We start from the raw sequence: 26,488 nt of genomic DNA, 5'->3' as shown, positions 1-26,488 counted from the left end.
GTGCTGTCCCCCGGCCACGCTCGACCCGAGTGATGGTGGTGGCCAACCAGAAGGGCGGCGTCGGCAAGACCACGACGACCGTGAACATCGCCGCCGCGCTCGCCCAGCTCGGCCAGCGTGTCCTGGTGATCGACCTGGACCCCCAGGGCAACGCCTCCACTGCTCTCAGCGTGGAGCACCGCCGCGGCGTGCCGTCGACGTACGACGGCCTCGTCGAGGGCAAGCCCCTCGCCGACATCGCGCGACCCTGCCCCGACCTGCCCGGCCTGTTCGTGGTGCCGGCGACCATCGACCTTGCTGGCGCCGAGATCGAGCTGGTGAGCGTGGTGGCGCGGGAGGGACGGCTGCGCAAGGCCATCCACGGTCACCCCCTGGTCGTCACCGACGCTGCGCGGGCGGCCGAGGTCGAGGACCGCTTCGACTACGTGCTCATCGACTGCCCGCCCTCCCTGGGACTGCTCACCCTGAACGCCCTGGTGGCCGGCGACGAGATGATGATCCCGATCCAGGCGGAGTACTACGCGCTCGAGGGCCTCGGCCAGCTGCTGGAGACCGTCGACATGGTGCGGGCCCACCTGAACCCCGACCTGGCGGTCAGCACCATCCTCCTGACGATGTACGACGCCCGCACTCGACTGGCGGCCGGCGTCGCCGACGAGGTGCGTGGCCACTTCGGTGACCAGGTCCTCCGCACCAACATCCCCCGCTCGGTGCGGGTCTCCGAGGCTCCGTCGTACGGGCAGACGGTGATGACCTACGACCCCGGCTCGCCCGGAGCGTTGTCCTACTTCGAGGCCGCCCGCGAGATCGCCACCAAGGGAGCCCGCTGATGGCCGGCCCGTCCCCGCGACGCGGCCTCGGCCGTGGTCTCGGCTCGCTCATTCCCACCGCGCCTGCGCCGGTTGCTGCCGACTCTGCGTCCAACCCTGCTACCGAGCCCACCGAGACGTCGCCGGGTCCGCAGGTCGACACGGGGGCCGAGGCCACAGGGGGTCCGGAGCTCGCATCCGTCCACGGTGCCTACTTCGCCGAGCTGCCGATCGACCACATCCGGCCCAACGCGGTGCAGCCCCGGCAGGTCTTCGACGAGGAGGCGATGGCCGAGCTGGTGCACTCCGTGACCGAGGTCGGCCTGCTCCAGCCGATCGTGGTGCGAGCGGCCGGTCCGGACCAGTTCGAGCTCATCATGGGAGAGCGGCGGTGGCGCGCCTCGCAGCAGGCCGGCCTCACCACGATCCCGGCCATCGTCCGGCAGACCGACGATGTCGACATGCTGCGCGACGCGCTGCTGGAGAACCTCCACCGCAGCCAGCTCAACCCGCTCGAGGAGGCTGCGGCCTACCAGCAGCTGCTCGAGGACTTCGGGTGCACCCACGAGGAGCTCGCCTCGCGCATCGGTCGCTCCCGTCCCCAGATCAGCAACACCATCAGGCTGATGCGGTTGAGCCCGGCCGTGCAGCGCCGGGTGGCAGCCGGGGTGCTCTCCGCAGGCCACGCGCGCAGCCTGCTCTCGGTGGCCGACGCCGACCTGCAGGATCGCCTGGCCCAGCGGGTCGTGGCGGAGGGCATCAGCGTGCGAGGCCTCGAGGAGATCGTCGCCGTCTCCGACGGCGAGCTCTCAGGCCGTACGGCGCGCCAGGTCCGTCGCAAGCCGACCGCACCCGGGCTGGCCGACCTGGCCGAGCGGCTGTCCGACCGGCTCGAGACCCGGGTCAAGGTCGAGCTGGGGCAGCGCAAGGGCAAGATCACGGTGGAGTTCGCCTCCCTCGACGACCTGCGCCGCATCGTCGACGTGATGGACCCGCGCAATCGTGAGGATCGACCCATCTAGGAGGACATACCGCTTTGTCGACTTGGCGACGTGTCGCTAGAGCTGCAAGTCAACCCCGGTGACTACTTCTTCGCCCGTGCCGCCTTGCGCTTGGCGGCCCGAGCCCGCTTCTCCTCGGCGTCGAGCCGCAAGGCCTCCTCGGGCGTCGGCGCGCTCCCGCCGTACGACGCGGGGAGCCACCAGGAGCCGGGGGGCTGCTCCTCGGCGGGATAGGTGCGGATCGTCTCGTCGAGCAGCGAGGCCATCACCCGGCGCAGGGCGGCGGTCTCGGCGGCGGGGTCCTCGCCGGTGGGATACATGGGCGGCGCGACCCGTACGGCGATGGTCTTGCCGCGCGAGAAGTCCCTGGGGTGGTCCTTGGTCATCATCCGGTGGGTGCCCCACAGGATCACCGGGACCAGCGGGACGCCGGCCTCGGCGGCGATCCGGACCGCCCCGTGCTTGAACTCCTTGAGCTCGAAGGACCGGGAGATGGTGGCCTCGGGGAAGATCCCGACCGCCTCCCCGGCCTCCAGGTAGGACAAGGCCGTGCGCATTGACTGGGTCCCGGCCCCTCGGTCGACCTCGATGTGGTGCAGCGAGCGCATCAGCGGGCCGCTCAGCCGGTGGTCGAACAGCTCCCGCTTGGCCATGAACCGCACGAGGCGCCTCGACGGGTTCGCGGCCAGGCCGCCGTAGACGAAGTCGACGTAGCTGATGTGGTTGACCGCCAGGAGCACGCCGCCGGTGCGGGGCACGTGCTCGGTGCCGCTCATCTGGAACGTCTGCCCGAGGGCCCGGAAGCCGGCCTTGGCGGTCAGGATGATCGGCGGGTAGGTGATGTCGCGCATGGGACAGAGAGTCTCAGACCGACGAGGTGCGCGTCAGCGTCGGGTGGAGAGGAAGTCGGCGATCCGGCCGATCGCCTCCTCGAGCATCGCCACGTCGGGCAGCGTCACCAGCCGGAAGTGGTCGGGCGCCGGCCAGTTGAACCCCGTGCCGTGCGTGACCAGGATCTTCTTGGCCCGCAGCAGCTCGATCACGAACGCCTCGTCGTCGTCGATGGGGTAGACCTCGGGGTCGAGACGGGGGAAGCAGTAGAGGCTCCCGCGCGGCTTGACCGAGGTGACACCGGGGATCTCGTTGAGCAGCCGGTGCGCCAGCATGCTCTGCTCGTAGAAGCGCCCGCCGGGCACGATCAGCTCGTTGATCGACTGGTAGCCGCCCAGTGCGGTCTGGATGGCGTGCTGGGCCGGCACGTTGGCACACATCCGCATGTTGGCGACCAGGGTGAGGCCCTCGAGGAAGTCCGTCGCGACCTCCTGCGGGCCGGAGATCATCACCCAGCCCGCGCGGTAGCCGCAGACCCGGTAGGCCTTGGAGAGGCCACTGAAGGTCAGGCACAGCACGTCGTCGCCGGCCGAGGCGGCCGCGTGGTGGTGGACCGCGTCGTCGAAGAGGATCTTCTCGTAGATCTCGTCGGCGAACACGACCAGCTCGTGGCGCCGCGCGATGTCGATCAGCCCGTCGACGATCTCCTTGCTGTAGACCGCGCCCGTCGGGTTGTTGGGGTTGATGATGACGATGCCCTGGGTGTGGTCGGTGATCTTCGACTCGATGTCGGCCAGATCGGGGTTCCAGTCGTCGTCCTCGTCGCACAGGTAGTGCACGGCGGTGCCGCCCGAGAGCGTGACCGCGCCGGTCCACAGCGGGTAGTCGGGGGCGGGCACCAGGATCTCGTTGCCGTCGTCGAGGAAGGCCTGCAGCACCATCGAGATCAGCTCGGAGACGCCGTTGCCGATGAACACGTCGTCGACGGCCGTGTCCTTGAGCCCGCGCTGCTGGTAGTACTGCGCGACCGCCGTACGGGCCGAGAAGATGCCCCGGGAGTCGCTGTAGCCCTGGGAGTCGGCGAGGTGGTGGGTGACGTCGGCGAGGATCGCCTCGGGGGCCCCGAAGCCGAACGGGGCCGGGTTGCCGATGTTGAGCTTGAGGATCCGGTGGCCCTCGGCCTCGAGCCGCTGGGCCTCGACCAGGATGGGTCCCCGCACGTCGTAGCGGACGTCGTTCAGCTTCTTGCTCTGCCGGATCTGGCGCACCGAGCCATCCTGACAGGTCCCGCACCGCGGCCTACCCTGGGTTTCATGTCCCGCCGGATCGTGCGGCTCACCCCCGACCGGCTCGCCAGCCTGGGGGAGCGTGGGGTGCCCTGCCGCTCGTGCGTGCGCTGGGAGCTCGACCCCGTACGCCGGGACCGCCTCGGCTCGCCGAGCGAGGCCGCCGCCGAGAAGGACGCGTGGCTCTCGCTGGTCCTGCGCGAGTGGGGCTCGTGCGGCCGGGTGGCCATGGTCGACGACGTCGCCGTCGGATACGTCGTCTACGCGCCTCCGGCCTTCGTCGCCGGCTCCGACAGTCACCCCACGGCGCCGGTGTCACCCGACGCGGTGCTGCTCACGACGGCGTACGTCGATCGCGAGCACGCCGGTGGGGGCCTGGGGCGGATGCTCGTCCAGGCGATGGCTCGCGACCTCGTCCAACGCGGCGGGGTCCGCGCGGTGGAGGCGTTCGGTGACCGCAGGTCGCGCGGGGGCTGCGTCGTCTCGGCCGACTTCCTCGCCCACGTCGGGTTCCGCACCCACCGGCAGCACCCGACCACGCCGCGCATGCGGATGGACCTGCGTTCGGCGCTGACCTGGCGCGACGAGGTTGAGGCGGCGCTGGAGCGGCTGCTCGGTGCGGTCAGACCGGGTCAGGCGCCCGCCCCGGCCCACCGCCTGCAGACGCACGAGACCCCGGACGTCGGGTGACGTCCGGGGTCGTGGTGCCGACCGGTGGGTGAGCTATCGGAATCGCTCACTAGGTCTCGACACCGGTTCGCGTCCGAGCAAGCTCGGCCGGCGACCCGGATGCTCGACCACCGTCGAGGTCACCCCGCGAGCCAGCTCGCGGGTGACCTCACGCCGTGAACTCTTCGAGCTCCTTGAGCATCGCGGCCTTGGGGCGGGCGCCGACGATGCTGCGCACGACCTCGCCGCCCTGGTAGACGTTGATCGTCGGGATGCCGGTCACGCGGTAGGACGAGGGCGTGACGGGGTTCTCGTCGACGTTCATCTTGAAGAACTTGATCTTCTCGCCGTGCTGGGTCGCGATCTCCTCGAGGATCGGGGCGACCTGGCGGCACGGGCCGCACCACTCCGCCCAGAAGTCGACGAGCACAGGAAGCTCGGACTTCAGGACCTGGGTGTCGAACTCTGCGTCGGTGACGGCTTCGATGTTGCCCACGGCGGGACTCCCCTTTGCTGGATGACTGTGGTTGTGAGGACAGAACGCGCCCGGCGGCCGGACTGTTCCCGGCCCGACGCCGCCGCGGCGGGTCAGATGTCGAGCAGGGCCTCGGCGTCGGCCCGCTGCTTGGCCTCGGCGCCGGTGGCGGCGACGTGGTCGAGCTCGGACAGGAAACGCTCGGCGTCGAGCGCCGCAGCGCAGCCGGTGCCGGCCGCGGTGATCGCCTGGCGGTAGACGTGGTCGACCAGGTCACCGGCGGCGAAGACGCCGGGAAGGTTGGTCGCGGTGCCGGGGTGGGTGACGGTGACGTAGCCGTTGTCGTCGAGGTCGACCTGGCCCTTGACCAGCTCGGAGCGCGGGTCGTGGCCGATCGCGATGAACAGCCCGGTCGCGTCGAGGTCGCGCTTGTCACCGGTGACCGTGTCGACGAGGGTCACCGACTCGAGGCTGTCGGTGCCGTTGATCGAGTCGACGGCGGAGTTCCAGATGATCTCGAGCTTGGGGTCGGCAAAGGCTCGCTCCTGCATGATCTTGGAGGCGCGCAGCTCGTCGCGCCGCACGATGAGCGACACCTTCGAGCCGAACCGGGTGAGAAACGTCGCCTCCTCGATGGCCGAGTCGCCACCGCCGACGACCGCGATGTGCTGCTCGCGGAAGAAGAAGCCGTCGCAGGTTGCACACCAGGAGACTCCCCGGCCGGACAGCGCGTCCTCGTTGGGGAGCTCGAGCTTGCGGTAGCCGGAGCCGGTCGCCAGGATCACCGCGCGCGCGGTGTGGGTGTCGGTGGCGGTGCGCACGACCTTGATCTCGCCCTCGAGCTCGACGGACACGACGTCGTCGGGGACCAGCTCGGCGCCGAACCGCTCGGCCTGGGCGCGCATCTCGTCCATCAGGGCCGGGCCCGTGATGCCGTCGCGGAAGCCCGGGAAGTTCTCGACCTCGGTGGTGTTCATCAGGGCGCCGCCGGCGGTCACCGACCCCTCGAAGACGAGGGGCTTGAGGTTGGCGCGGGCGGCGTAGACGGCGGCCGTGTAGCCGGTCGGACCGGAGCCGATGATGATGACGTTGCGGGGCTCGCCCACGGGAGCGTCGGGCGTCTCGGTCACGGGCTGGGTCATACGGGTCGGGTCTCCTCGAGGTGGCGGACGGACGGGGACGTGCTCTCGCTACAACGGATGGTAGGCGAGGAGCATTCCGCCGGCACCGGGGCGACGCCGGGGGCTCAAGGTGCGGGGACGACCACCGAGCGCAGCACCTCGCCCGTGCCGCACTGCAGCAGCTCGACGACCTGGGTGTCGCCGGTCGGTGGACGGTAGGCCAGCACGGCGGGGCTGCCCACGAACGTGACCGGCACCATCCGGCCCACGCCGAGGACGGTCGGCGGGCACACGAACAGCGGCTCCGTCGTGAGGTCGGCAGCGGTGTACGCCGTGCCGTCGGTCGGTGAGGTCACCGCGGCGCCCTCGCGCAGGCGCAGCACCGTCTGCTTGAAGTCGGGGGTGCCGACGCGCGGCACCGTGTCGGGCAGGGGCGTGGTGCCCTCGGGAGCGGGCTGGGCTCCTGCGGCCGACGGCGGCTCGCCGTCGCCAGGCCGGTCGGCCTGACCGCCCGAGTGCTCCTCGCGCGCCGCCATCCCGTCGGCGCTGTCGTCCCGAGTGCTGTGGGCGCCGGAGTCGGCCCGCTCGATCACCTGGCCGATGCCCACCCCGAGCACGACGACGGCGGCTGCCGCGCCCAGCAGGCCGGTGACCCGTCGTCGCCGGCGCGCCGCCAGGTCGACGACGACGCCCTCGGTGGGCCCGGTGGACCCGGTGGACCCCGCCTCGTCGACAGCCGGGCCGTCTTCGGTGGCGAGCCGGGCCAGCACCCTGTCGAGGCGAGCCGCGACGTCGTCGGGCAGCGGCTCGTCGTGGCGCGCCTCGGCGAGCAGGCGGCGTACGGCCTCCTGCTGCTGAGGACTGGCCTCGGGCTCGTGCTGGGACATCGGTGGCTTCCGGTCGACGATCAGGGTCGGGGAGGGTCGGGTGCGCTCAGGCAGGCGGTCCCCGCGGCGGGTGCGTGGATGGGACGGACCCCGGTGACGGCTGGTTCCCCTCGCCGACGTGCTCGGGGTCACGGTCGTCGATCAGCCCGGCCAGCAGGCCCGCGAGCCGCGTGCGCCCGCGCGAGCACCTCGACTTCACGGTACCGACGGCGCAGTCGAGCATCACGGCGACCTCGGCGACGGGGTAGCCCTCCATGTCGACCAGCACCAGGGCCGCCCGCTGCTCGTCCGGCAGGCTGGCCAGGGCCTCGAGGACCTGGCGCCGCCGGTCGGCGGCCACGGACAGCTCGGCGGGGTCGAGGGCGTCCTCGGTCCCCGAGACGAGGGACCCGCGACCGCCGTACTCCTCGAGGTCGTCGGGCAGTGCCTCGGCGCGGCGCACCTTCGCGGCGCGCAGCCGGTCGAGGCACGCGTTGACCACGACCCGGTGCAACCAGGTGGTCACCTGGGCCTCGCCGCGGAACGACCCCGCCCGCCGGTAGGCGGCGACCATGGCGTCCTGCAGGCCGTCGGCGGCGTCGTCGGGGTTGCCCATCGTGCGCAGGGCGACCGCCCACAGCCGGTCGCGGTGGCGGGCGAACAGCTCGCCGAACGCGTCGGGGTCGCCGGCCACGTGGGCGGCGAGGAGCTCGGGGTCACTGGGCGCGCCGGTCGGGTCGAGGCCCTGCTCGCTCACCCGGCGGCTCCCCGGACCGAGATCTCCGAGACGGTCCCGCGGAACCGGCCGTCGTCGCCGGCCGGCAACGAGGTGAGCCAGACCACGGCGTAGGAGCCGCGTGCGCCGTCGGCGTCGAGGGCCAGACGCCCGCCGTCGGCGGTGCCCCGGGTGACGGGGTCGAGGTCGAGGACCGAGGCGGGACGCTCCTCGGTGACGTAGAGCGAGACCGAGGTCGGGGCCCCGACGAAGGACACGACGACCTGGTCGAGGCTGGTGACCCCGCCCAGGTCGAGCAGCAGGCCGACGCCGAGCTTGAGCCCGGGCGGCGGGCCGAGCTGGTCGTTGTAGCCCGCCGTGGTCCACACCGTCTCGGGGTCGCCGTCGACCGCGTTGGCCGCGGCGTCGTCGTTCTCGGAGCCGTCGTCGCCCTGCGGGTCGTACGCCGTCGCGGTGACACCGCGCAGGACCGCCGCCTGCGCGGACGGGGCCGGGGTCGTCGAGGCGGTCGTCCCGGAGGTGCGGCCGCTGCCCGTGGGGTCGCCGGCTGCCTCTCCGTCCCCGCCACCCCGGCCGATCCCGACCGCGACCAGGACGGCCACCACCACCAGCACCACCACGGCGATCACGACCCCGAGCCGCAGGAAGGTGCGTCCGGGCACCACGGCCTGCTCGCCGCTGTCGTCGTCACCGGGGCCGCCGGAGCGGCCGGAGCCGCTGAACGAGCGCGGCGGCAGGCCGCCGGTGCCCGGTCCGGCGCCGGTGTCCCACGGCCAGAACTCGTCGTTCCCGCGGCCCGCGGCCCGCGACCCGTCGGGGTGTCGCGGGGTCCGTGCCGGTCCCGGGGCGAACAGCGGACGCTCGGGCGGGGCCTCGAAGGGCGGCGGGGGCGGCGCGGGGGTGGCGCGCCGCTCGAGCCACGAGACGTCGTCGTCCTCGCCGAAGATCGGGACCCCCGCCTCGGTCGGCAGGTCCACCACCGACGCCTCCTCGACCGACGCCGGGTCGCCGAGCCCGTCCGGGGCGTCGGCCACCACCGGCTCGTCCCCGGGGACGACGGGGTCCTCGATCGCATCGAGGTCGACGGCCCGGCCGAGCTTGCCGGTGTCGTCGGTGTCGTCGTCATCGCCGGCTGTCGCGGCCGGCTCGTCGGGCTCGTCTGCGTCGTGGGGCAGCAGGACGGGCACGGGCGGCAGCACGACCTGCTCCTCGTCGGGCAGCACGTCGGGCGTGCTCGACAGCAGGGCCTCGGGCATGCCGGTCGAGTCGCCCACGAACGCGGCGAGGTAGTCGGCCACACCCCGAGCGGAGCGGTCGACGGCGTCGGGCTCGCGGTGGCGTCCGGCCGGGGAGGTGTGGAGCAGCTCGTCGCAGACCAGGTCGAGGGGGCGGGGGATCCCGGCGCGCACCTGTCGGGGGCGCAGCACCGTGCCACCGCCGTGGGGGGCACGGGGCACCAGCGAGTCGGACGGCCCGGCCCACCGGGCGGTGAGTGCGCAGTAGAGCAGCCCCGCCAGGTCGTCGATGTCCCGCTCGAACGCGTCGGGCCCCGCCGGATCGATGCCGTGCAGGGCTGCGTCGACGCCGAGACCGATGATCCGGATGCCGCCGGTGCGGTCGACCAGGACGTTCTCGGGGTTGAGCCGGGCGTGCGCCACGCCGGCGGCGTGGGCGACGGCCACCGAGTCGGCGACCTCGGCGACCAGCCACGCGGCCTTGCGAGCGCCGAGCGGACCCGACCCGGCCACCACGATGTCGAGGCTGGCGCCCCAGCCCCACTCGTTGACGACGTAGCACTCCTCGTCGGTGTGCTCGGCGTCGAGCACGCGCAGCACCCGCGGGTCGTGCACGGTGGCCGATCGACGCGCGGCCTCCATCAGTCCCGGGGCGCGGGCGTCGTCACCGCGGATCGCGTGGATCGCGACGTGTCGCTCGAGGACCCCGTCGTGGGCCCGCCAGAACCGGCCGCCGTCGCTCTCCGTCAGCAGGTCGACCAGGCGGTAGCGCTCGCCGAGGAGGTCACCGGGTCGGGTGGCGTGCGGCACCTGACTGGTCTCCTCGAGGTGGCGGGTGGCTGGGTGGGCGTCGGGACGGCGCCGGCTGCGCAGCCATCGTAGATCCGGTCAGCCCCCGGAGGTGCGGCTGCCGCGGCGGGTGATCGTCTCGATGACGATCATGACCTCCCGCAGGCGCGTCGCGCGGGCCATCACCAGGAACACGACGCCGCCGACCCCCGCCACGGCGCACCCCCGCAGCGCCGCGACGACCCAGTCGGGGTCGTCGGCGAGGCGTCCCAGCAGCAGGGCCACGACACCGGCGACGGCGACGGCGACCGCCGTCGCCACGACCAGCCGGGCGAGGTAGCGCAGCAGCCGGCCGGTGTGGAGACCGCCGAGGCGTCGGCGCAGCACGGCGTAGGAGAGTGCCGCGCCGACGGCGTACGACGTCGCGTAGGCGAGCACCAGGGCCGGCGCGGTCGCGGCGGCATCGCCACTGCGCACGAGCAGGACGGCGGCGACGACGTTGACCGTGGCGACGACGCACTGCACGTAGAACACGGTGCGGGTGAGCTCGAGGGCGTAGAACGCGCGCAGCACCAGGTAGTGCACGGTGAACATCACCAGGCCGATGCCGAACAGCGACAGCGTCGGCGCGTAGCGCTCGTACTGCTCGGCGGCGGCCCCGTGGCCCCAGATGACGTTGGCCATGTCGTCGGCGACGAGCGGCAGCAGCGCCGCGAACGGCACCACGACGGCCAGCGCGGTGCGCAGGTTGGTGGCCATGGCCTCGGCCAGGCTCCGGTCGTCGCCCGCGGCGGCGTAGCGGGAGAGCCTCGGCAGGATCGCCGTCGCCAGCGACACCGTGATGATCGAGTGCGGGACCATCACGATGAGGAACGTCGAGGAGTAGATCGTGTAGCCCGTACCGTCGCCGCCGTCGACGGTGCCGCCCGAGGCGAGGCGGACCACGACCGTGTAGGCGATCTGGTTGACCACCACGAACAGCACGGTCCACAGCCCGAGCCGCAGGGTGTGCCCCAGGCCGGTCCCGCGGAAGTCGAAGCGCGGGCGGAAGGTGAACCCGGCGCGGCGCAGGTAGGGCACCAGGATGGCCAGCTGCGCGGCGATGCCGACGGTCGACCCGAGGCCGAGGAGCAGCTCCTGGCCGTTGGTGAACGGACCCGTCAGCTCGTTGCCGCGGGCCGGGCCGAAGCCGACGAGGTAGACGACGAGGACCGCGACGGAGATGACGTTGTTGGCGATCGGCGCCCACATCATCGGGCCGAACCGGCCGCGGGCATTGAGGATCTGCCCGACCAGGACGAACATGCCGTAGAAGAACACCTGTGGCAGGCAGTAGCGGGCGAGGTCGACGACCGACTGCAGCTGCTCGGCGCGGTCGGGCTCGTGCCACTGGTCGCTGAGGTAGAGCGACATCAGCTGGGGCGCGAAGACGACCAGCGCGACCGTCACCGCTCCGAGGAACAGCGCGGCCAGCGTGATGATCCGGTTGGTGTAGGCCTCGCCACCGTCGGCGTCGTCGGTCATCGCCCGGATCAGCTGGGGCACGAGCACCGCGTTGAACACCCCGCCGGCCAACAGGATGTAGAGCATGTTGGGCACGGTGTTGGCGATGGTGAAGACGTCGGCGTGGAGCGCGGCCCCGAGCGCGGCGGCCAGCAGCGCCGAGCGGACGAAGCCGCTCATCCGCGACACGATGGTGCCGGCGGCCATCACCGCGCTGTTGGCGAGCATGGTCTGCTGCTCGCGGTCCGACGCCCCGACGGTGGGCTGGCCGGTCGACTCGGTCGGCTCCGACGACTCGGCCGGCTCGGTGGCGGGCCGCCCGGCGGGTACGTCGTCCGGCCGGGCCGCGTGCTTGCCCCCGCCGCTCACGTGGCCTCGACCGGGTGGGACCGCTCGCCCTTGGCGCGGTTGCGGGCTCGGATCCGGGTGAGCCGGCGCCCGGCGCCCGGCTCGCCTCGTCGCGCCGCGGCCACCCGGCGGGCGAGGCGGACGGCGATCGCGACGAAGAGGACGCCGACGCCGACGCCGATGATGATCCAGATGACGCCGCCGACCTGGGTCGAGCGGATGCGCAGGTCGGAGGTCGAGCCGAGCGGGGTGCCGGCCTCGTCGGTGACCATCAGCTCGACGTTGTGCACCGAGCTGTCGGTGGTGCGGGTCGTGAGACGGACGGTCTCGCGGGCGTCGGGGGCGAGGACGACGCGCTTGGGCGACGTCACGTCGATGCCGTCGTCGGAGCGGGCCCGGACGCTGACCACGACGCGGTGGTCGAGGGTGTTGGCCAGGGTGACGACGAACGTGCCCTGGTCGCTGGCCAGCGTCACGCCGTTGGGGGCGTCGATCTTCACCGCGCCGAGTCGCTCGTCGACCCAGTCGCGGGAGCGGGCGGTCGCCGCGCGGGCGGCGACCTGGTCGAGGCGGACCCGGTAGGACAGGCCGGTGAGGGCCTCCTCGGTCACGGTGCCGCCGATGCCGGTGTTGTCGACCAGGAGGCTCTGCAGGGTGTCGCCGGCCCGGACGAGATCGGCGACGCCGTCGACGGTGAGCGGCCCGAGCTCGCGACCGGCCTGCCACTCGGGGTAGTCGAGGTCGTCGACCGGGACGTCGACCGGGGTCGTGGCGGCCTCGACCCCGGACACCGTCGTGAGATCGATCCAGGGCGCGTCGAGGCCGTCCCAGAACGCCCCTGCGTCGTCGAGGTCCCAGCTGGACGGCACCACCGCGATCAGCGGCTCCCGGTCGCTGCGTACGACGCGGAGCGCGGCCTCGGCCAGCACCCGCTGTCGGATGCCGACCGCGGTGAGCGAGGAGCCCGGGCCCGGACTGCCCTGGCTCGCGCCGGACGACGCCACCAGGAGGCGGTGGCCGTCGGCGTCGGCGACGACGGGCGCCTTGGTGCCGAACATCTTGTCGCTGACCAGCACGCGGGTGCCGGGCTCGGCGGCGCGGATGCCGGCTGCGTCGAGGTAGCCGTTGGGCGAGGCGAGGACGGGACGGGTGTCGACGCCGAGGGCCTCGAGGGCCGCGCTGCGCTGCGCGAGCGACACCGCGAGGAGGTCGGGGTCGCGGTCGAGCGTGGCGGCGACGTCGACGTCGCCGTAGGGGAGCGTGAGGACCTCGTTGCCGTCGAGGGCGGTGCCGAGCCGGTCGAGCCACCGGGCCGCGACCTGCGCGCCCTCGCTCTCGGCGACCGGCTCGGCGTCGGCGGACGGCTCCTCGCTCGGCTCCTCGGTCGGGCCTCCGCCACCGGACACCGACGGGCCCAGGCTGCGGGGCTTGTTCCCGGCGGCGAGGTGGGCGACGGCGTCGACGAGGGCGGGGTCGACCAGCCAGGTCACCGGTCCGGGGGCGGCCCCGACGAGGTCGAGCACCCGGTCGAGGCGGCCTCCGTCGAGGTCGCGGATCCACGCCCGCTCGTCCTCGAGCGAGCCGTTGGCGGCGTAGCGCACCGACCGGGTCAGCGGGACCACGACCGAGACCTTGACCGGCGTGGCGTCGAAGCGGGTGGGGACGTAGGGCAGGAAGGTGCGGGCCCGACCGTCGGCGACCTTGTCGTAGGGCACGGAGTCGCTGATGCCGAGGGCGTGCACCGCGAACCAGTAGACGCCCGTCCGGTCGGCCTTGATGGCCGAGGCGGGGACGACGATCCGGTAGTCGGCCGAGGCCTTCGGGGCCAGCTCGGCGACGTCCACGTTGGGCTCGGTGATGCGCGAGCCGACGACCTCGTCGTCGGCCGTCGTCATCGCCTTGGCCAGCTGTCCCGGGGTGCGCAGCGGCTCGGCCGGGACGTCGCCGTCGATCACGGTGCCGTCGACGACGTAGAGCTTGATGTCGCGCCACGTGTCGTCGGTGCGGTTGGTGACGGTGCCGGTGACCTCGATGTCGCCGGTCGCCGGCAACGAGCCCGGCGTCATCGACGTGATCGTGACGCGCAGCGAGGAGTCGTCCCGGGCGGCAGTGGCCGTGGCGGTGCGGCCGTCGGCCACCCCGGCTGCGTCGGCCGGCGCGGCCGGCGCCGAGACGGGGGCCGCGAGCACGAGCCCGGCGCTCAGGGCCCACGTCGCCGCGAGGGCGCGCAAGAACCTCCGGGGACCGACCACGCCGACGAGGGTATCCGCCTCGCCTGTGGCTCCTGGGGATCCCTAGACTCGGGTGAGTGCCCGTGTCCGCGTCCGAACCCCTCTCGATCGTCGAGGTGCAGCGACGTGTCGGCGCCGAGCTCGATCGGCTCGGCCCGGTGATCGACGGCCTGGGCGCGCTGTTCACCGACGCCGGCCACGAGCTCCACCTCGTCGGCGGGCCGGTGCGTGACGCGATGCTCGGCCGCTCCCACCACGACCTCGACTTCACGACGTCCGCGCGCCCCGAGGTCAGCGAGCGGCTGCTCAAGGGCTGGGGCGACGCCCTGTGGGACATGGGCCGCGACTTCGGCACCATCGGCGCCCGCAAGGGCCCGTGGGTGGTCGAGGTGACGACGTACCGCTCGGAGACCTACGACCCGTCCTCGCGCAACCCGACCGTCCACTACGGCGACTCGCTGGCCGGTGACCTCGGCCGTCGCGACTTCACGGTCAACGCGATGGCGGTCTCGCTGCCGGCCCGCGAGTTCGAGGACCCGTACGGCGGCATCGTCGACCTGGCCCACCAGGTGCTGCGCACGCCCGGGCGCCCCGAGGACTCCTTCGCCGACGACCCGCTGCGGATGATGCGCGCGGCCCGCTTCGCCGCCCAGCTCGGCTTCACGGTGGCGCCGGAGGTGGTCGAGGCGATGACGGCGATGGCCGAGCGGATCACGATCATCAGCGCCGAGCGGGTCCGCGACGAGCTGGTCAAGCTGATCTGCGCGCCCCACCCCCGGCTGGGCCTGACGCTGCTCGTCGAGACCGGGCTGGCCGCGATCGTGCTGCCCGAGCTGCCGGCGCTGCAGCTCGAGCGCGACGAGCACCACCGCCACAAGGACGTCTACGAGCACACGCTCACCGTGCTGGAGCAGGCGATCGACCTCGAGCCGCGGCTCTCGCCCGACGGCGAGCCCGACCTGGTCTCGCGCCTGGCCGCGTTGATGCACGACGTCGGCAAGCCCCGCACGCGCCGGCTCGTCGGTGACGGCACCGTCACCTTCCACCACCACGACGTCGTCGGCGCCAAGCTGACGGCCAAGCGGATGAAGGCGCTGCGCTTCAGCAACGACGAGATCGACGCGGTGAGCAGGCTCGTCGAGCTGCACCTGCGGTTCCACGGCTACGGGTCGGGAGAGTGGACCGACTCCGCCGTACGCCGCTACGTGCGCGACGCCGGCGACCAGCTCGAGCGCCTGCACGTGCTGACCCGGGCCGACTGCACCACGCGCAACCAGCGCAAGGCCGACCGGCTGCGCCGGACCTACGACGAGCTCGAGGCGCGGATCGCCCGGCTCTCGGAGGAGGAGGAGCTGGCCTCGCTGCGCCCCGACCTCGACGGCAACCAGATCATGGCGATCCTCGGCATCGGTCCGGGGCGCGAGGTCGGCCAGGCCTACACGTTCCTGCTCGACCTGCGTCTGGACCGCGGTCCCCTCGACGAGGCCGCCGCCACGGCGGCGCTGCAGGAGTGGTGGGCGTCACGGTGACGCTGTTGAACGCCGTTCAGTAGCCTCCGGCCATGGCCGACACCCAGCACGACGAGCTCGAGGCGAGCACCGACATCGACGCGCCGCCCGCGGCGGTGTGGGCGCTGGTGACCGACGTACCGCGGATGGCGTCGTGGAGCCCGCAGGTCGTGCACACCCGGGTCAAGGGCGGCGTCGTACGTCAGGGCGCACGGTTCAGCAACCTCAACCACCAGGGTCCGTTGCTGTGGCCCACCGCCGGCCGGGTCGTCCGCTTCGAGCCGCACCGCGACTTCGCGTTCCGGATCAGGGAGAACCGGGTCGTGTGGTCGTTCGAGCTGACCGACAACGGCCGCGGCGGCACCACGCTCACCCAGCGCCGCGAGGTGCCGCACGGCATCTCGCAGCTCTCGCTGGTGATGACCCGGTTCGTCCTCGGCGGCGTCGGGCCGTTCACCCGCCGCCTCGAGCGCGGCATGCAGGAGACCCTGGCGCGGGTGAAGGCCGAGGCCGAGTCGGCCTGAGGCCGGGCCCGAGCTCGCCTGGTCGCCGCCCGCGACGCCTGGCGCGGCGCGCCACCCTGGCTGAGCTCCACGAGGTCTACCGATCCCCGGGTCGACCAACCGGTGGTCGTCGTCGAGGTACGCACGCACTCCGACGACCTGCAGGTCCAGTTCGAGGCGTCGTCGGTGCAGGTACGCGAGACATGCGCACCTCTCGCCGACCTCGCAGTTGCCTCAGCTCGGGTTTGCGCCCACCACCAACGTGGAGCTGCCATCCTTGTTCGGGGCCAGGAAGGCGCCGAAGGTGGTCGGGGTCGTGCTGATCTGGATGTTGGCGTTGCCGTCGAAGTCGAGGTCGAGGAGGTACTTCGATTCGATCGAGAGCTGGAACTGCCCCTGGCGGCCGTCGCAGCCGTGACCGTCCGTGCGCACGTACTCGAAGCTCGCCGTGCCGTTCGGCGCGATGTTGCCGATGACCTGGCCTCGCTTGGGCAGGTCGCAGCAGTTCCAGTCGTTCTCGGTCACTGACACGTCGATCGGGGACGTGAAGTAGTTGACGAGCGTCAGGGTCTTGGCGTCAGACATTGTCCTACCTTCTGGTCATCGGTGTCGGGCTCGACCCGACGAGTAGTGGGCGGCGAGCGTGTCACGAATTGCGGCCCGATGTGGCGGTGTTGGCAATTTCCCTTCGTGGCTCGTCCCGAGGTCGGGACTGGGCGTCGAGCGATACGCCAGGAGTGGCGCGAGCCCCTCACCAGCCTGGGCCAGTGAGGGGCTCGTTCAGCCGACGGCGAGATCGTGCTGCGCCCACCGACGGTGGGTGGGGCGCCGGACCGGGGAGCCCGTGCGGATCTGCTTGCCTAGTGGCAGTTCTTGACGCGCAGCTGCCCGGTGGAGTCCTCCCCGTGGCGGTACTTGAACACCCGGGTGGCGTGCCCGTCGCCGTGCCCGTCGGTCCAGTTCACGAGTGAGTCGCCGGTCGAGTCCATGCGGATGAACTCGTTGGTCTGCACCACGTAGCTGGGTGTGGAGAAGTCGTTGCCGTAGAACTGGATGTTCTCCGCGGCCTGGCACAGGTCCCCGGCATGGGGGCTGTAGGCGGCGTAACCGGCGCTGGCGGTCAGCGCGACGATGGCAAAGGCCGAGACGGTCGCTGCGGCTCCCGCCGCGGCGTTCTTGCGGGTCGGCTTCATCGAGCGGATCTTCATCGATGTTCCTTTCCGAGAAATGGACACTGACGGGCCGAGGTTCAGGCCACCAGCACGATCGAGTTGATCGGGGTGAAGTTGTAGGGGGCGTAGTCGCCGGTGGCGCGGGTGACCGACGAGCAGTTGGTGCCGCCGTAGTTCAGGCAGACCTTGAACCCGGCTCCGCCGGTCTGGCTGTTCACCACGACGCGGTTGCCCGTGACGTTGGACAGGTTGTGGTAGCCGTAGGAGTAGAAGATGTTCTTGCTCAGGATGGTGCCGTTGGTCTCGCGGATGCAGACCGCGCCGCTCGGGCACGCGGTGGCCGCGTCGGCGCTGGGAGCGGCGGCGACCAGGGCCGTGGAGCCGAGGACGCCGGCGGTCAGGATCAGTGAGGCTGCCATCGTGCGGATGCTCATGTCATTTCCCTCCGAGAAGCGACACCGGAGCCGGTTGCCCCGAAGTCAATTTCAGGTTAGGCCGGTGACCACTAGTTGTCTACGACAACGAACCTGCACAAACCGGTCGGCTGTCCTCCGGAGGCCCCGGCCCGTTCGACCAGCGCGCCGCGCGGCTCATCAACGGTCGTACGCGACCCTGCCGACGAAGCTCGCTGGCTGGGGCGGCGGGAAGTCGGCTCACTGGCCATCAGCCACGCCCTGGCCGGTGCGTACGCCCTTGCTCTAGGCAGTCAGCCCCGCAGCCGCTCGAGCCGCTGGGCGAGCGCAGCACGTCGGTGGGCGTTGGAGTGGAGCTCGACGTAGCGCTCGCCGAAGACCTGGAGCAGCGCGTCGTCGAGGCGGCGTACGGCGCCGGGCGGGTGGCGGTAGTCCATCCGCTCGGCGATGGCGGCCTCGTCGGCGTCGCGCAGCACCCCGCCGAGCTCCTCGAGCGAGGTGACGCCGAGCTCGAGCAGGAGCCCGGCGATCCAGTTGTAGTGGTCGGCGCGCGACCACTCGGCGTCGGAGTACTGCCCGGCCAGGAAGGCGGCCAGCTCGCGGGGGTCCAGGCGCGGGTCGTCGTCGGCGGGCGTCTCGGTCGTCACCGCGGGGGCGACACCGCGCAGCCGGTCGCGGATCTCGCCGAACTCGCGGTCGGCCAGCTCGAGCAGCCCGGCGGCCAGGGTGAAGCGGCGGTCGAACTCGTGGGCGTGCTCGTCGGGCACGGTGCCCTTGTAGCGGATGTCGTGCTCGAACTCGGCCCACGCGTGCTGCAGCACCGTGCGGATCTGCACCTGCACGAGCTGGGGGCCCTCGGGCGTGGCGAGCTCGAGGAGCAGGTGGCGCGAGGCGTAGCCGAAGCGGCCCTCCTGCGCGGTCTCCTGGCCGAGGTCGCGGTCGTCGGCGACCCGCACCTGCTCGGCCAGGACGTCTGCGACCGCGTCGACGTCGCCCGACACGTAGGTGATCACGCGTACGCCGACCTGGTCGGTGAGCTGGGCCAGCGGGTCGTCGTACAGCGGGAGGCCGGCGGCGGTGCGTGCGGCCTTCTCGGCGAACGACGCGACGGTCTTGGTGCGCCCGGTGACCGACAGGTAGTTGATGCCCGCCTCGTCGAGGAAGCCGCGCACGAGGTCGACGGCCTCGTGCCCGACGCGCATCAGGTCGGCGTGGCGGGCGCTGTAGACGCGCACCGCCTCGGCCACGACCTCGGCGTGGGACGGCGCCGCGGGCCGGGCGGGGGGCAGGGTCGGGGTGACGATGTAGCCCGTCTCGAGGTCGCCGTACCGGGTGACCTCGGCGGGGCGGGTGTCGGCGAACAGCGCGAGGTAGGCGCACAGGACCCCGTCGACCTGGTCCTCGACCCGCCGCAGCTGGGCCTTCTGGGTGGCGGTCTGGACGGTGGTGCGCAGCGCCGCCCAGGTCTCGTCGGTGGTGACGACCCCTTCGACGTGGCCCATCAGCGTGAGCAGCTCGCTGCGCAGCAGCTCGAGGTCGCGACCGGGCTTGGCCTTGTAGCGCAGCACCTTCTCGAGCCCGAACAGCACGATCGTCGCCGGGTGCGGGTAGACCTCGATCGCCCGCCGAGCCCGGCCTGAGCGCGGATCGATGTCGAGGCCCAGCCGTTTGGCGACGCGGGCCGCACGGGTGCCGTGGGCGAACTCGGGCTTGCCGGTGTTGGACGGGTGGGTGCCGGCGTCGAAGCGGCGGAAGTCGGCCGACAGCTCGCGCTCGGCCGGACGCATGCCGGTCGCGTTGCGAACGACGAGGGGCGCGTCCATGGCGACCAGGCACGGGCCGTCGTACGCCGCCAGGGCGGCCTCGATCTCGTCGTCGGCGAGCACGGCGCTGACCAGCAGGAGCCGGGCGTCGGCGTCGATGACCGCCAGCCCCGTCGGCTTCTTGTCCCCCCAGGCGAGGTCGATCCCGACGTAGTGCACGTGGCCAAGATAGGGGGCAGCACGTGGACCGGCCGACCGATCATGCACACGCGTCATCCGATCAACCCGACCCGGGTGCCGCACCGCACGCTGGAACGGTGACCACGACACCTGCTCCCACCCCCACCATGACGGCCGGGCGAGCGACCCACCCCGGGGCGATCCTCGCCCTCGTCGCCGGCATCGCCATCCTCGTCTCGAGCGAGTTCCTGCCGGCCGGCGTGCTGCCGTCGCTGGCCGCCGACCTCGGCGTGAGCGAGGGCACCGCCGGCCTCGCCGTCGCCGCGACCGCGATCGCCGGCGCGTTCACCGCGCCGAGCATCGCGGTCCTGCTGCCGCGTACCGACCGGCGTACCGTCCTGGTCGCCCTGCTCGTCGCGGCGGCCGTCTCCAACCTCGCGGTCGCGCTGGCCCCGAGCTTCGTGCTGCTGCTGGTCTCGCGCCTCGTGCTGGGCGTCGCGATCGCCGGCTACTGGTCGTTCGCGTTCGGGGCGGGCACCGCCGCGTCCCCGGGACGCGACCATGTCGTCGCCACCTCGATCGCCCTGGGCGTCACCGGGGCCACGATCGTCGGCGTACCGCTCGGGTCGCTGCTGGGCGACGCCGTGGGCTGGCGCGCGGTGTTCGGGCTCGCGGCCGGTCTCGCCCTGCTCAGCGCGCTCGCGCTGGGGCGCACGCTGCCGTCGGTGCCGGCCAGCGCGGGGGCGGGGTTCGCCATGCTGCGGCAGGCGCTGGGCAACCGGCACCTGATGGCTGGGATCGGTGCGGTCATGCTGGTCGCGTTCGGCAACTTCGCGGCCTACCCGTTCATCCGCCTCGCCATCGGCGAGGTCGACGAGGGGGCGACCACCTGGCTGCTGCTGCTCTGGGGCCTCGGCGGGTTGGCGGGCAACCTGAGCGCGGGGCGGTTCGCCGCTCGCCTCCGGGTGGTCGCCGCGACCGCGCCCGTGCTGCTGGCGGTGAGCCTCCTGATCACCGCCCAGGCCACCACCCTCGTCGTGCTGGCCGTCGGGATCGCGCTGTGGGGCTTCGCGTTCAACATGGTGCCCGTCGCCACGCAGCTGTGGGTGACGCGCGTGGAGCCGGAGCGGTCCGAGTCGGCCGTGTCGCTGCAGGTGGCGGCCTTCCAGGTCGCGATCACCCTCGGTGCGGCGTCAGGAGGCGCGCTCGTCGACGGGCACGGAGTCGTGGCGGCTCTGATGTTGGGCGCCGTCCTGGCGGCGGCGGGCGGGCTGGCCTTCGCGGTGCTGCGTGCCGGCCGGGCCGAGCGTGGCTGAGCGGCTCGAGGCGGCACGCCACGCCTGGGGTGGTACGCCGTGCTGCGCGGCGAACGCGCGGCTGAACGCGGCCGCCGAGCCGTAGCCGACGGCGTGGGCGACCTGCTCGACCTGGACCGCGCCTTGGACCGAACCTGGGACCGAGCCGCGCAGCAGCCGTCGGGCCTCCTGCATCCGCGCGTCGCGGAGCACCTCGGCCGGGCTGCGACCCAGCTCGCGCCGGAACCGCTCGCCCAGGGCCGAGCGCGACAGGTGCACCAGGCCGGCCATCCGCTCGACCGTCCAGGCCTCGCCCGGCCGGTCGGTCACGGCGGCCACGACGGTCGCCACGACCGGATCGGTGGGCGGCGCCTGGCTCGACAGGCCCTGGTCCTCGAGCCACGAGGCCGTCATCGCCGAGCCGAGCAGGTTGGCGTAGCCGGCCGTCATCAGCTCCGGCCCGCACTGCGTGACCACCGGGCACAACCGGACCAGCGCGGCGATCCCGCTGTGCCGCTCGGCGAAGTCGCGTACGACGAGCACGCTCGGCAGCGGGTAGGACGGGACGACGAGCGCGAGGTCGTTGACCGCCAGCGTCGTGCCCTCGCAGGTCGTCAGCACCGCCTGGTGGCGGGCCGCGACCAGCACGGCGTCACCGGCCTGCAGCAGGTGCACCGCACCGCCCGACTCGAGTCGCGCCGCGCCCTCGACCACCAGCAACCACTGCGGTCCGCGCTCGGCGTACGCCGATCCGCGCGTGAGTCGCTCGGTGCTCCCGGTCGTCATGTGCCACGCCTGGCGGTCATCGGTCATGACCTGTCGAGCACGCACGGGCCGGGTCGCATTCCCGCGGCGCCGCGGTGGGCGCCCGCCCCGGAGCTCAGACCAGGGCGCGGTGGGCGACGGCCAGGGCCGCGCCCAGCCGTGCGTTGTGGCGCACGAGCGCGATGTTGGTGGTCAGGCTGCTCCCGCCGGTGAGCTCGACGATGCGGCCCAGGAGGTAGGGGGTGACCGCCTTGCCGTCGATGCCGAGCCGGTCGAGGTCGGCCAGGGCCTGGTCGATCACGGCCCCGATCTCGGCGGCGGGGATCTCGTCGGCCTCGGGGACCGGGTTGGCCACCACGATGCCGGTGGTCAGGCCGAGCGAGCGGGCCGCGGCCACCGTCGCCGCGAGCTCGTCGACCGAGTCGGTGCGCGACGGGGCGGGGTGACCGCTGGCGCGGGAGTAGAACGCCGGGAACTCGTCGCTGCCGTGCACCAGGACGGGGACGCCGTTGGTCTCGAGCACCTCGAGGGTCAGTCCGATGTCGAGGATGCTCTTGACCCCCGCGCACACGACGGTGACCGGCGTGGCGGCGAGCTCGGTCAGGTCGGCGCTGATGTCGAAGGTCCGCGCCGCGCCGCGGTGGACACCGCCGAGACCTCCGGTGACGAAGACGTCGATGCCGGCCAGCGCCGCCAGCCGCATGGTGGCGGCCACCGTGGTCGCGCCGTGCAGACCGCGGGCGACGACGTGGGGCAGGTCGCGGGTGCTGGCCTTGACCACGTCGGGGTGGCTGGCCAGCAGGTCGAGCTCGGACTCGGTCAGGCCGGCCCGCGGGACGCCGTCGAGCACGGCGATCGTCGCCGGGACGGCGCCGGCGTCGCGGACGATCTGCTCGACCTCGGTGGCCATGGCGACGTTGTCGGGGTAGGGCATGCCGTGGCTGATGATCGTGCTCTCGAGCGCCACGACCGGCCGGTGGTCGCGCAGCGCCTCGCGGACCTCGTCGTTGGGGTGGATCACAGCAGGCTCCTCACGAGCTCGTCGGTCAGGTCGGGTCGCACGGTGTGGGCGCTGGCGACGGTGAGCGCGGCCGCGGCGTGCCCGTACGCCGCCGCCTCGCCCGCGCCGGCCCCGCCCAGCCAGGCGTGGAGGAACGCCCCGAGCATGGCGTCACCGGCGCCGGTCACGTCGACGACGTCGTCGACGAACAGCGCGGGGTGGTCGACCGCCTCGTCGGGGCCGGTCAGGGTCGAGCCGTCGGGCCCGCGGCGCTCCCAGACGAGCTCGGCGTCGACGTCGCCGAGCACGGCCAGCTCGGCGGCACCCGCCGAGACCAGGAACAGTCGCCGTCCGGCCAGGGTCTCGCGCAGCCGGGCCGCCTTGGGCACGCTGACCGGGTCGAGCGCGACCGGGACGCTGCCGGCGAGGTCGAGCGCCCGGGAGAGGGTCGCCGGGTCGAGGTTGCCGTCGAGCACGATGAGGTCGGCCCCGGCGAGCAGGTCGGCGTCGAGGTCGTCGGGACGCAGGTCGCACGTCGTCATGTCGGAGACGCCGCCGACGAGCTCGCCGTCGGCACCGAGCAGCGCGACGTAGGCACCGGTGCTGCCGTCGACCTGCCGCAGGTGGGTCAGGTCGATGCCGGCCTCGGTGCTGGTCTCGACGACCAGGTCGCCGTGGTGGTCGCCGCCGACCGCGCTGACCAGGCTGGTCGGCGTACCGAGGCGGGCCAGGACCTCGGCGATGTTGCGGGCGACGCCGCCGGCGGTCACCGTCACGGTGCCGGGGTTGCTGGTCGCCGGCTCGGCCAGGCGCAGGGGGCGGGCGACGACGTCGACGTTGGCTCCGCCCACCACCACGACCCCGGTCACGCGCCTACTGTCCCAGACGGGATCCGAGTCCGATCGCGCGATGAGTCCGGCTGTCGGTGGCGGTCTCTAGGGTTCGAGCACCATCCACCGCCCGAGAGGTTCCAGATGCCCGACATGATCCGTGCCGAGGGCCTGGTCAAGCGCTACAAGTCCGTGGAGGCCCTGCGCGGGCTCGACCTGACGGTGCCCGAGGGCACCGTGCTGGCCCTGCTCGGGCCCAACGGGGCCGGCAAGACCACGGCCGTGCGCTGCCTGGCCACCCTGCTCGTCCCCGACTCCGGCACGGCCGTGGTCGCCGGGGTCGACGTGGTCAAGGACCCGAAGGGGGTGCGCGCCAAGATCGGGCTCTCCGGTCAGTACGCCGCCGTCGACGAATACCTCACCGGCTACGAGAACCTCACGATGGTCGGTCGCCTCTACGGCATGGGCAAGAAGCGGTCGCAGGTGCGGGCGCGTGAGCTGCTCGACCGCTTCGACCTCGCCGACGCAGGCGACCGCCCGTCCAAGACCTACTCCGGCGGCATGCGCCGACGCCTCGACCTCGCCGGGGCGCTGGTCGCGGCGCCGCCGGTGCTGATCCTCGACGAGCCGACCACCGGGCTCGACGTCCGGGCCCGCCAGCAGATGTGGGACGTGATCCGTGAGCTGGTCGCGTCCGGCGCGACCCTGCTGCTCACCACCCAATACCTCGAGGAGGCCGACCGCCTCGCCGACGACATCGTCGTCATCGACCACGGCCAGGCGATCGCGCGCGGCACGGCCGACGAGCTCAAGGCCCAGACCGGTGGCGAGCGGGTCGAGGTGGTCGTGGCCGAGACCGGCGACGTCGAGACCGTCGTGCGCCTGCTCGGCCCGATGGCGGTCGGCGACGTGCAGAGCGACGACCGCGCGCTCAGCGCCGCCGTCCAGGACGGCACCGCCGTCCTGCGCCGGCTGCTCGACGAGCTCGAGCGCGAGCGGGTGCGGGTCCTCGACATCGGCCTGCGCCGCCCCACCCTCGACGACGTGTTCCTGTCCCTGACCGGACGGGCCGCCGAGGACGAGCCGTCCGACACCAGCAGCAACGACAGCGAGGTCGCCTCATGAACGCCACCGCCCAGGCCCTCAACGACGGGTGGGTCGTCGCCCAGCGCAACCTGATCAAGATCAAGCGGGTGCCCGAGGTGCTCGTCTTCGTGCTGATCAGCCCGATCATGTTCGTGCTGCTGTTCGCCTACGTCTTCGGCGGTGCGATCGAGCCGCCCGGCTCGGTCAACTACAAGGAGTTCCTGGTCGCCGGCATCTTCGCCCAGACCGTCGTGTTCGGCGCGACGTTCACCGGCGCGGGCCTGGCCGAGGACATGCAGAAGGGCATCATCGACCGGTTCCGGTCGCTGCCGATGTCACGCACGGCGGTGCTGGTGGGCCGCACGACCTCCGACGTCGTCTACAACGTGCTGTCGCTGATCATCATGGCGCTGACGGGGCTCGTGGTCGGCTGGCGGATCCGCGAGGGCATCCTCGACGCGCTCCTCGGGTTCCTGCTGCTGCTGCTCTTCGCCTATGCGATCAGCTGGATCATGGCCTACGTCGGCCTGCTGGTCCCGAGCGTCGACGTGGTCAACAACGCCTCGTTCGTGGTCATCTTCCCGCTGACGTTCGTGTCCAACGCCTTCGTGCCGACCGAGTCGTTCGACGGGGTGCTCAAGCAGTTCGTGCTCTACAACCCGGTCTCGACGATCACCCAGGCCAGCCGCGAGCTCTTCGGCAACACCGGCGGCCAGCCCGCTCCCGACGCCTGGTCGATGGACCACCCCGTGATCTACACGCTGCTGTGGGTGGTGCTGATCCTGGTGGTCTTCGTGCCGCTCTCGGTGCGGCAGTTCCGGTTGTCCAACTCGCGCTGACGCGGGTCGGACGGCTGGTCGGCCGGCGGGTGGGTCAGCGGGTGACCGCGAGCAGCCGGTCGTCGTCCTCGTCGGGGTTGCCGCGGCCGTCGGTGTTGGAGGTGACGACCCACAGCACCGAGCCGTCAGCGGTCGACACGGCGTTGCGGATGCGTCCGTAGCGGGCCCGGAAGTGCGCGACCGGGTCCTCGACGTCGACCGCCGCCACGGAGGCGACGGGGTCCGGGTCGTCACCGGACCGGGGTGCGGGGGCGTCACTCGGGCCCGGGGCGACCTCCCAGAGGGTCTCGCCCCGGAGCCCGGCGAGCCACAGCGAGCCGTCCCACCAGGCGATGCCCGACGGCGAGGCGTCGTCGGTGCTCCAGACGGCCTTGGGGTCGACGTACTCGTCGCCACCGCCGGTGCCCTCGACCTCGGGCCAGCCGTAGTTGCCGCCCGGCACGACCAGGTTGAGCTCGTCGTAGCGGTCCTGACCGAACTCCGCGGCCCACAGCCGGTCGTCGGCGTCGAAGACCAGGCCCTCGACGTTGCGGTGGCCCAGGGACAGCACGGCGGTGCCCGAGGGGTTGTCGGGTGCGGGCTCCCCGTCGAGGGTGAAGCGCAGCACCTTGCCCGAGAGCGAGTCGGGGTCCTGGGCGTCGTCGGGGACGCCGTTGTCGCCGGTGCCGACGTAGAGCAGGTCGTCGGGGCCGACGACCAGGCCGCCGCCCTGGTGGAACGACGCCCCGCCGGGGATGCCCGACACCACCTCCTCCGGTGCCCCGAGCCGGGAGCCGTCCCAGGTCATGGCGACGATGCCGTTCTCGGTGTCGCCCGTGCGGTAGGCGTAGAGCGTGTCCTGGTCGTCGGCCAGGGCCAGGCCGAGCAGCCCGCTCTCGCCCTCGGCGCGCACCCCGTCGACGGACCCGACGACCCGCGGCGGCTCGGCGCCCCCGGGCGGCACCAGCAGGATGTCGCCGCTGTCGCGCGAGCCGATCAGCAGCCCGCCGCCCACCAGCGGCGCGAGACCCCACGGCGTCTCGAGCCCGGTCGCGATCTCGGTGGTCCGCAGCTCCTCGGCGTCGGGGTCATCGGGGTCGCCGGGGCCGTCGGACGCGGCGCCGCCGGTGCGGGTGTCGGGGTTCGCCTCACCCGCGGAGTCGTCGGAGCAGCCGCTGACCAGGCCGGCGACCAGCCCGGCGGAGACGAGGGCGGAGAACAGGCGCATGCCTCCAGGGTGACCGACCCGGCCAAG

The 26,488-nt window shown here is 72.7% G+C and carries 24 protein-coding genes and 1 pseudogene; 8 read left to right on the top strand and 17 right to left on the bottom strand.

From position 1 onward, the window contains the following. Positions 1 to 32: 32 nt before the first annotated feature. Both FJQ56_RS10045 and FJQ56_RS10040 read left to right on the top strand, forming a co-directional pair. Positions 33 to 830: a ParA family protein gene (locus FJQ56_RS10045; RefSeq protein WP_246084124.1), complete on the top strand. Its 798-nt coding sequence runs from the start codon at positions 33 to 35 to the stop codon at positions 828 to 830. Next, positions 830 to 1,831, top strand: a complete 1,002-nt coding sequence (locus FJQ56_RS10040; RefSeq protein WP_140009264.1) for a ParB/RepB/Spo0J family partition protein — start codon at positions 830 to 832, stop codon at positions 1,829 to 1,831. The genes FJQ56_RS10045 and FJQ56_RS10040 overlap by 1 nt, the downstream gene beginning before the upstream one ends. Before the next feature lie 62 nt (positions 1,832 to 1,893). Here FJQ56_RS10040 and FJQ56_RS10035 read toward each other — a convergent pair whose 3' ends face one another. Together FJQ56_RS10035 and FJQ56_RS10030 are read right to left on the bottom strand one after the other, a co-directional pair. Next, positions 1,894 to 2,661 carry a lysophospholipid acyltransferase family protein gene (locus FJQ56_RS10035; protein ID WP_140009263.1) on the bottom strand — a complete coding sequence of 256 codons (768 nt, stop codon included), beginning with the start codon at positions 2,659 to 2,661 and terminating at the stop codon, positions 1,894 to 1,896. 33 nt (positions 2,662 to 2,694) lie between these two features. Beyond that, complete coding sequence (locus FJQ56_RS10030) at positions 2,695 to 3,909, bottom strand: pyridoxal phosphate-dependent aminotransferase (protein ID WP_140009262.1); 1,215 nt, start codon at positions 3,907 to 3,909, stop codon at positions 2,695 to 2,697. A 45-nt stretch (positions 3,910 to 3,954) separates the two neighbouring features. Between FJQ56_RS10030 and FJQ56_RS10025 the strand changes: the two genes are divergently transcribed. Continuing rightward, positions 3,955 to 4,617 carry a GNAT family N-acetyltransferase gene (locus tag FJQ56_RS10025; protein WP_140009261.1) on the top strand — a complete coding sequence of 221 codons (663 nt, stop codon included), beginning with the start codon at positions 3,955 to 3,957 and terminating at the stop codon, positions 4,615 to 4,617. Positions 4,618 to 4,765: 148 nt separating this feature from the next. On the opposite strand, the gene trxA is transcribed toward FJQ56_RS10025, so the two are convergent. From trxA to FJQ56_RS09990, 7 genes are all read right to left on the bottom strand, one after another. After that, entirely contained in the window at positions 4,766 to 5,092 is a 327-nt protein-coding gene (trxA, locus tag FJQ56_RS10020) for a thioredoxin (RefSeq protein ID WP_140009260.1), read from the bottom strand. Positions 5,093 to 5,184: 92 nt separating this feature from the next. Next, the gene (gene trxB / locus FJQ56_RS10015) at positions 5,185 to 6,213 is read right to left on the bottom strand and encodes a thioredoxin-disulfide reductase (protein WP_170215335.1); all 1,029 of its coding nucleotides are present in this window, start codon (positions 6,211 to 6,213) and stop codon (positions 5,185 to 5,187) included. Positions 6,214 to 6,317: 104 nt separating this feature from the next. Beyond that, positions 6,318 to 7,079: a hypothetical protein gene (locus tag FJQ56_RS10010; protein WP_140009259.1), complete on the bottom strand. Its 762-nt coding sequence runs from the start codon at positions 7,077 to 7,079 to the stop codon at positions 6,318 to 6,320. 46 nt (positions 7,080 to 7,125) lie between these two features. After that, entirely contained in the window at positions 7,126 to 7,815 is a 690-nt protein-coding gene (gene sigM, locus FJQ56_RS10005) for an RNA polymerase sigma factor SigM (RefSeq protein WP_140009258.1), read from the bottom strand. After that, positions 7,812 to 9,839 (bottom strand): protein kinase family protein, encoded by a 2,028-nt coding sequence (locus FJQ56_RS10000; protein ID WP_140009257.1) that lies wholly within the window; start codon positions 9,837 to 9,839, stop codon positions 7,812 to 7,814. Before FJQ56_RS10000 ends, sigM begins: the two co-directional genes overlap by 4 nt. A 78-nt stretch (positions 9,840 to 9,917) precedes the next feature. After that, positions 9,918 to 11,690: a murein biosynthesis integral membrane protein MurJ gene (gene murJ / locus FJQ56_RS09995; protein ID WP_246084064.1), complete on the bottom strand. Its 1,773-nt coding sequence runs from the start codon at positions 11,688 to 11,690 to the stop codon at positions 9,918 to 9,920. Further along, positions 11,687 to 13,921 carry a DUF6049 family protein gene (locus FJQ56_RS09990; protein ID WP_140009256.1) on the bottom strand — a complete coding sequence of 745 codons (2,235 nt, stop codon included), beginning with the start codon at positions 13,919 to 13,921 and terminating at the stop codon, positions 11,687 to 11,689. Before FJQ56_RS09990 ends, murJ begins: the two co-directional genes overlap by 4 nt. A 62-nt stretch (positions 13,922 to 13,983) precedes the next feature. Between FJQ56_RS09990 and FJQ56_RS09985 the strand changes: the two genes are divergently transcribed. Together FJQ56_RS09985 and FJQ56_RS09980 are read left to right on the top strand one after the other, a co-directional pair. Beyond that, entirely contained in the window at positions 13,984 to 15,429 is a 1,446-nt protein-coding gene (locus FJQ56_RS09985; protein ID WP_246084123.1) for a CCA tRNA nucleotidyltransferase, read from the top strand. A gap of 32 nt (positions 15,430 to 15,461) precedes the next feature. After that, on the top strand, positions 15,462 to 15,932 hold the full coding sequence (locus FJQ56_RS09980; RefSeq protein WP_140009254.1) for an SRPBCC family protein: 471 nt from the start codon (positions 15,462 to 15,464) through the stop codon (positions 15,930 to 15,932). A 213-nt stretch (positions 15,933 to 16,145) separates the two neighbouring features. Here the strand turns inward: FJQ56_RS09980 and FJQ56_RS09975 are convergent, their stop codons facing one another. From FJQ56_RS09975 to FJQ56_RS09960, 4 genes are all read right to left on the bottom strand, one after another. Then, positions 16,146 to 16,496 carry a hypothetical protein gene (locus FJQ56_RS09975; RefSeq protein WP_140009253.1) on the bottom strand — a complete coding sequence of 117 codons (351 nt, stop codon included), beginning with the start codon at positions 16,494 to 16,496 and terminating at the stop codon, positions 16,146 to 16,148. Between the two features lie 275 nt (positions 16,497 to 16,771). Continuing rightward, a complete protein-coding gene (locus tag FJQ56_RS09970; protein WP_140009252.1) occupies positions 16,772 to 17,119 on the bottom strand; it encodes a hypothetical protein in 348 nt (115 codons plus the stop codon). Positions 17,120 to 17,160: 41 nt separating this feature from the next. After that, positions 17,161 to 17,502 carry a hypothetical protein gene (locus FJQ56_RS09965; RefSeq protein WP_140009251.1) on the bottom strand — a complete coding sequence of 114 codons (342 nt, stop codon included), beginning with the start codon at positions 17,500 to 17,502 and terminating at the stop codon, positions 17,161 to 17,163. 287 nt (positions 17,503 to 17,789) lie between these two features. Then, entirely contained in the window at positions 17,790 to 19,478 is a 1,689-nt protein-coding gene (locus FJQ56_RS09960) for a DUF429 domain-containing protein (RefSeq protein ID WP_211350825.1), read from the bottom strand. Positions 19,479 to 19,576: 98 nt separating this feature from the next. Between FJQ56_RS09960 and FJQ56_RS23005 the strand changes: the two genes are divergently transcribed. Further along, positions 19,577 to 20,755 (top strand): MFS transporter, encoded by a 1,179-nt coding sequence (locus tag FJQ56_RS23005; protein ID WP_211350824.1) that lies wholly within the window; start codon positions 19,577 to 19,579, stop codon positions 20,753 to 20,755. Positions 20,756 to 20,779: 24 nt separating this feature from the next. Here the strand turns inward: FJQ56_RS23005 and FJQ56_RS23000 are convergent. The 3 genes and pseudogenes from FJQ56_RS23000 to FJQ56_RS09940 all read right to left on the bottom strand — a co-directional run. After that, a pseudogene (locus FJQ56_RS23000) lies at positions 20,780 to 21,025 on the bottom strand (helix-turn-helix domain-containing protein); the annotation flags it as partial. A gap of 589 nt (positions 21,026 to 21,614) precedes the next feature. Beyond that, complete coding sequence (locus FJQ56_RS09945; protein ID WP_140009248.1) at positions 21,615 to 22,520, bottom strand: pseudouridine-5'-phosphate glycosidase; 906 nt, start codon at positions 22,518 to 22,520, stop codon at positions 21,615 to 21,617. Continuing rightward, entirely contained in the window at positions 22,517 to 23,368 is an 852-nt protein-coding gene (locus FJQ56_RS09940; protein WP_140009247.1) for a PfkB family carbohydrate kinase, read from the bottom strand. The genes FJQ56_RS09945 and FJQ56_RS09940 overlap by 4 nt, the downstream gene beginning before the upstream one ends. A 105-nt stretch (positions 23,369 to 23,473) precedes the next feature. Between FJQ56_RS09940 and FJQ56_RS09935 the strand changes: the two genes are divergently transcribed. Then, positions 23,474 to 24,454: an ATP-binding cassette domain-containing protein gene (locus FJQ56_RS09935; RefSeq protein ID WP_140009246.1), complete on the top strand. Its 981-nt coding sequence runs from the start codon at positions 23,474 to 23,476 to the stop codon at positions 24,452 to 24,454. Continuing rightward, entirely contained in the window at positions 24,451 to 25,254 is an 804-nt protein-coding gene (locus tag FJQ56_RS09930; protein ID WP_140009245.1) for an ABC transporter permease, read from the top strand. The genes FJQ56_RS09935 and FJQ56_RS09930 overlap by 4 nt, the downstream gene beginning before the upstream one ends. A 34-nt stretch (positions 25,255 to 25,288) precedes the next feature. Here the strand turns inward: FJQ56_RS09930 and FJQ56_RS09925 are convergent, their stop codons facing one another. Next, positions 25,289 to 26,461: a PQQ-dependent sugar dehydrogenase gene (locus tag FJQ56_RS09925; RefSeq protein WP_140009244.1), complete on the bottom strand. Its 1,173-nt coding sequence runs from the start codon at positions 26,459 to 26,461 to the stop codon at positions 25,289 to 25,291. Positions 26,462 to 26,488 lie beyond the last annotated feature (27 nt).

Source organism: Nocardioides plantarum, assembly GCF_006346395.1.
GTDB lineage: Bacteria > Actinomycetota > Actinomycetes > Propionibacteriales > Nocardioidaceae > Nocardioides > Nocardioides plantarum.
The sequence above is the reverse complement of the archived record's forward strand: the minus strand, read 5'-3'. Positions and strand labels throughout refer to the sequence as shown.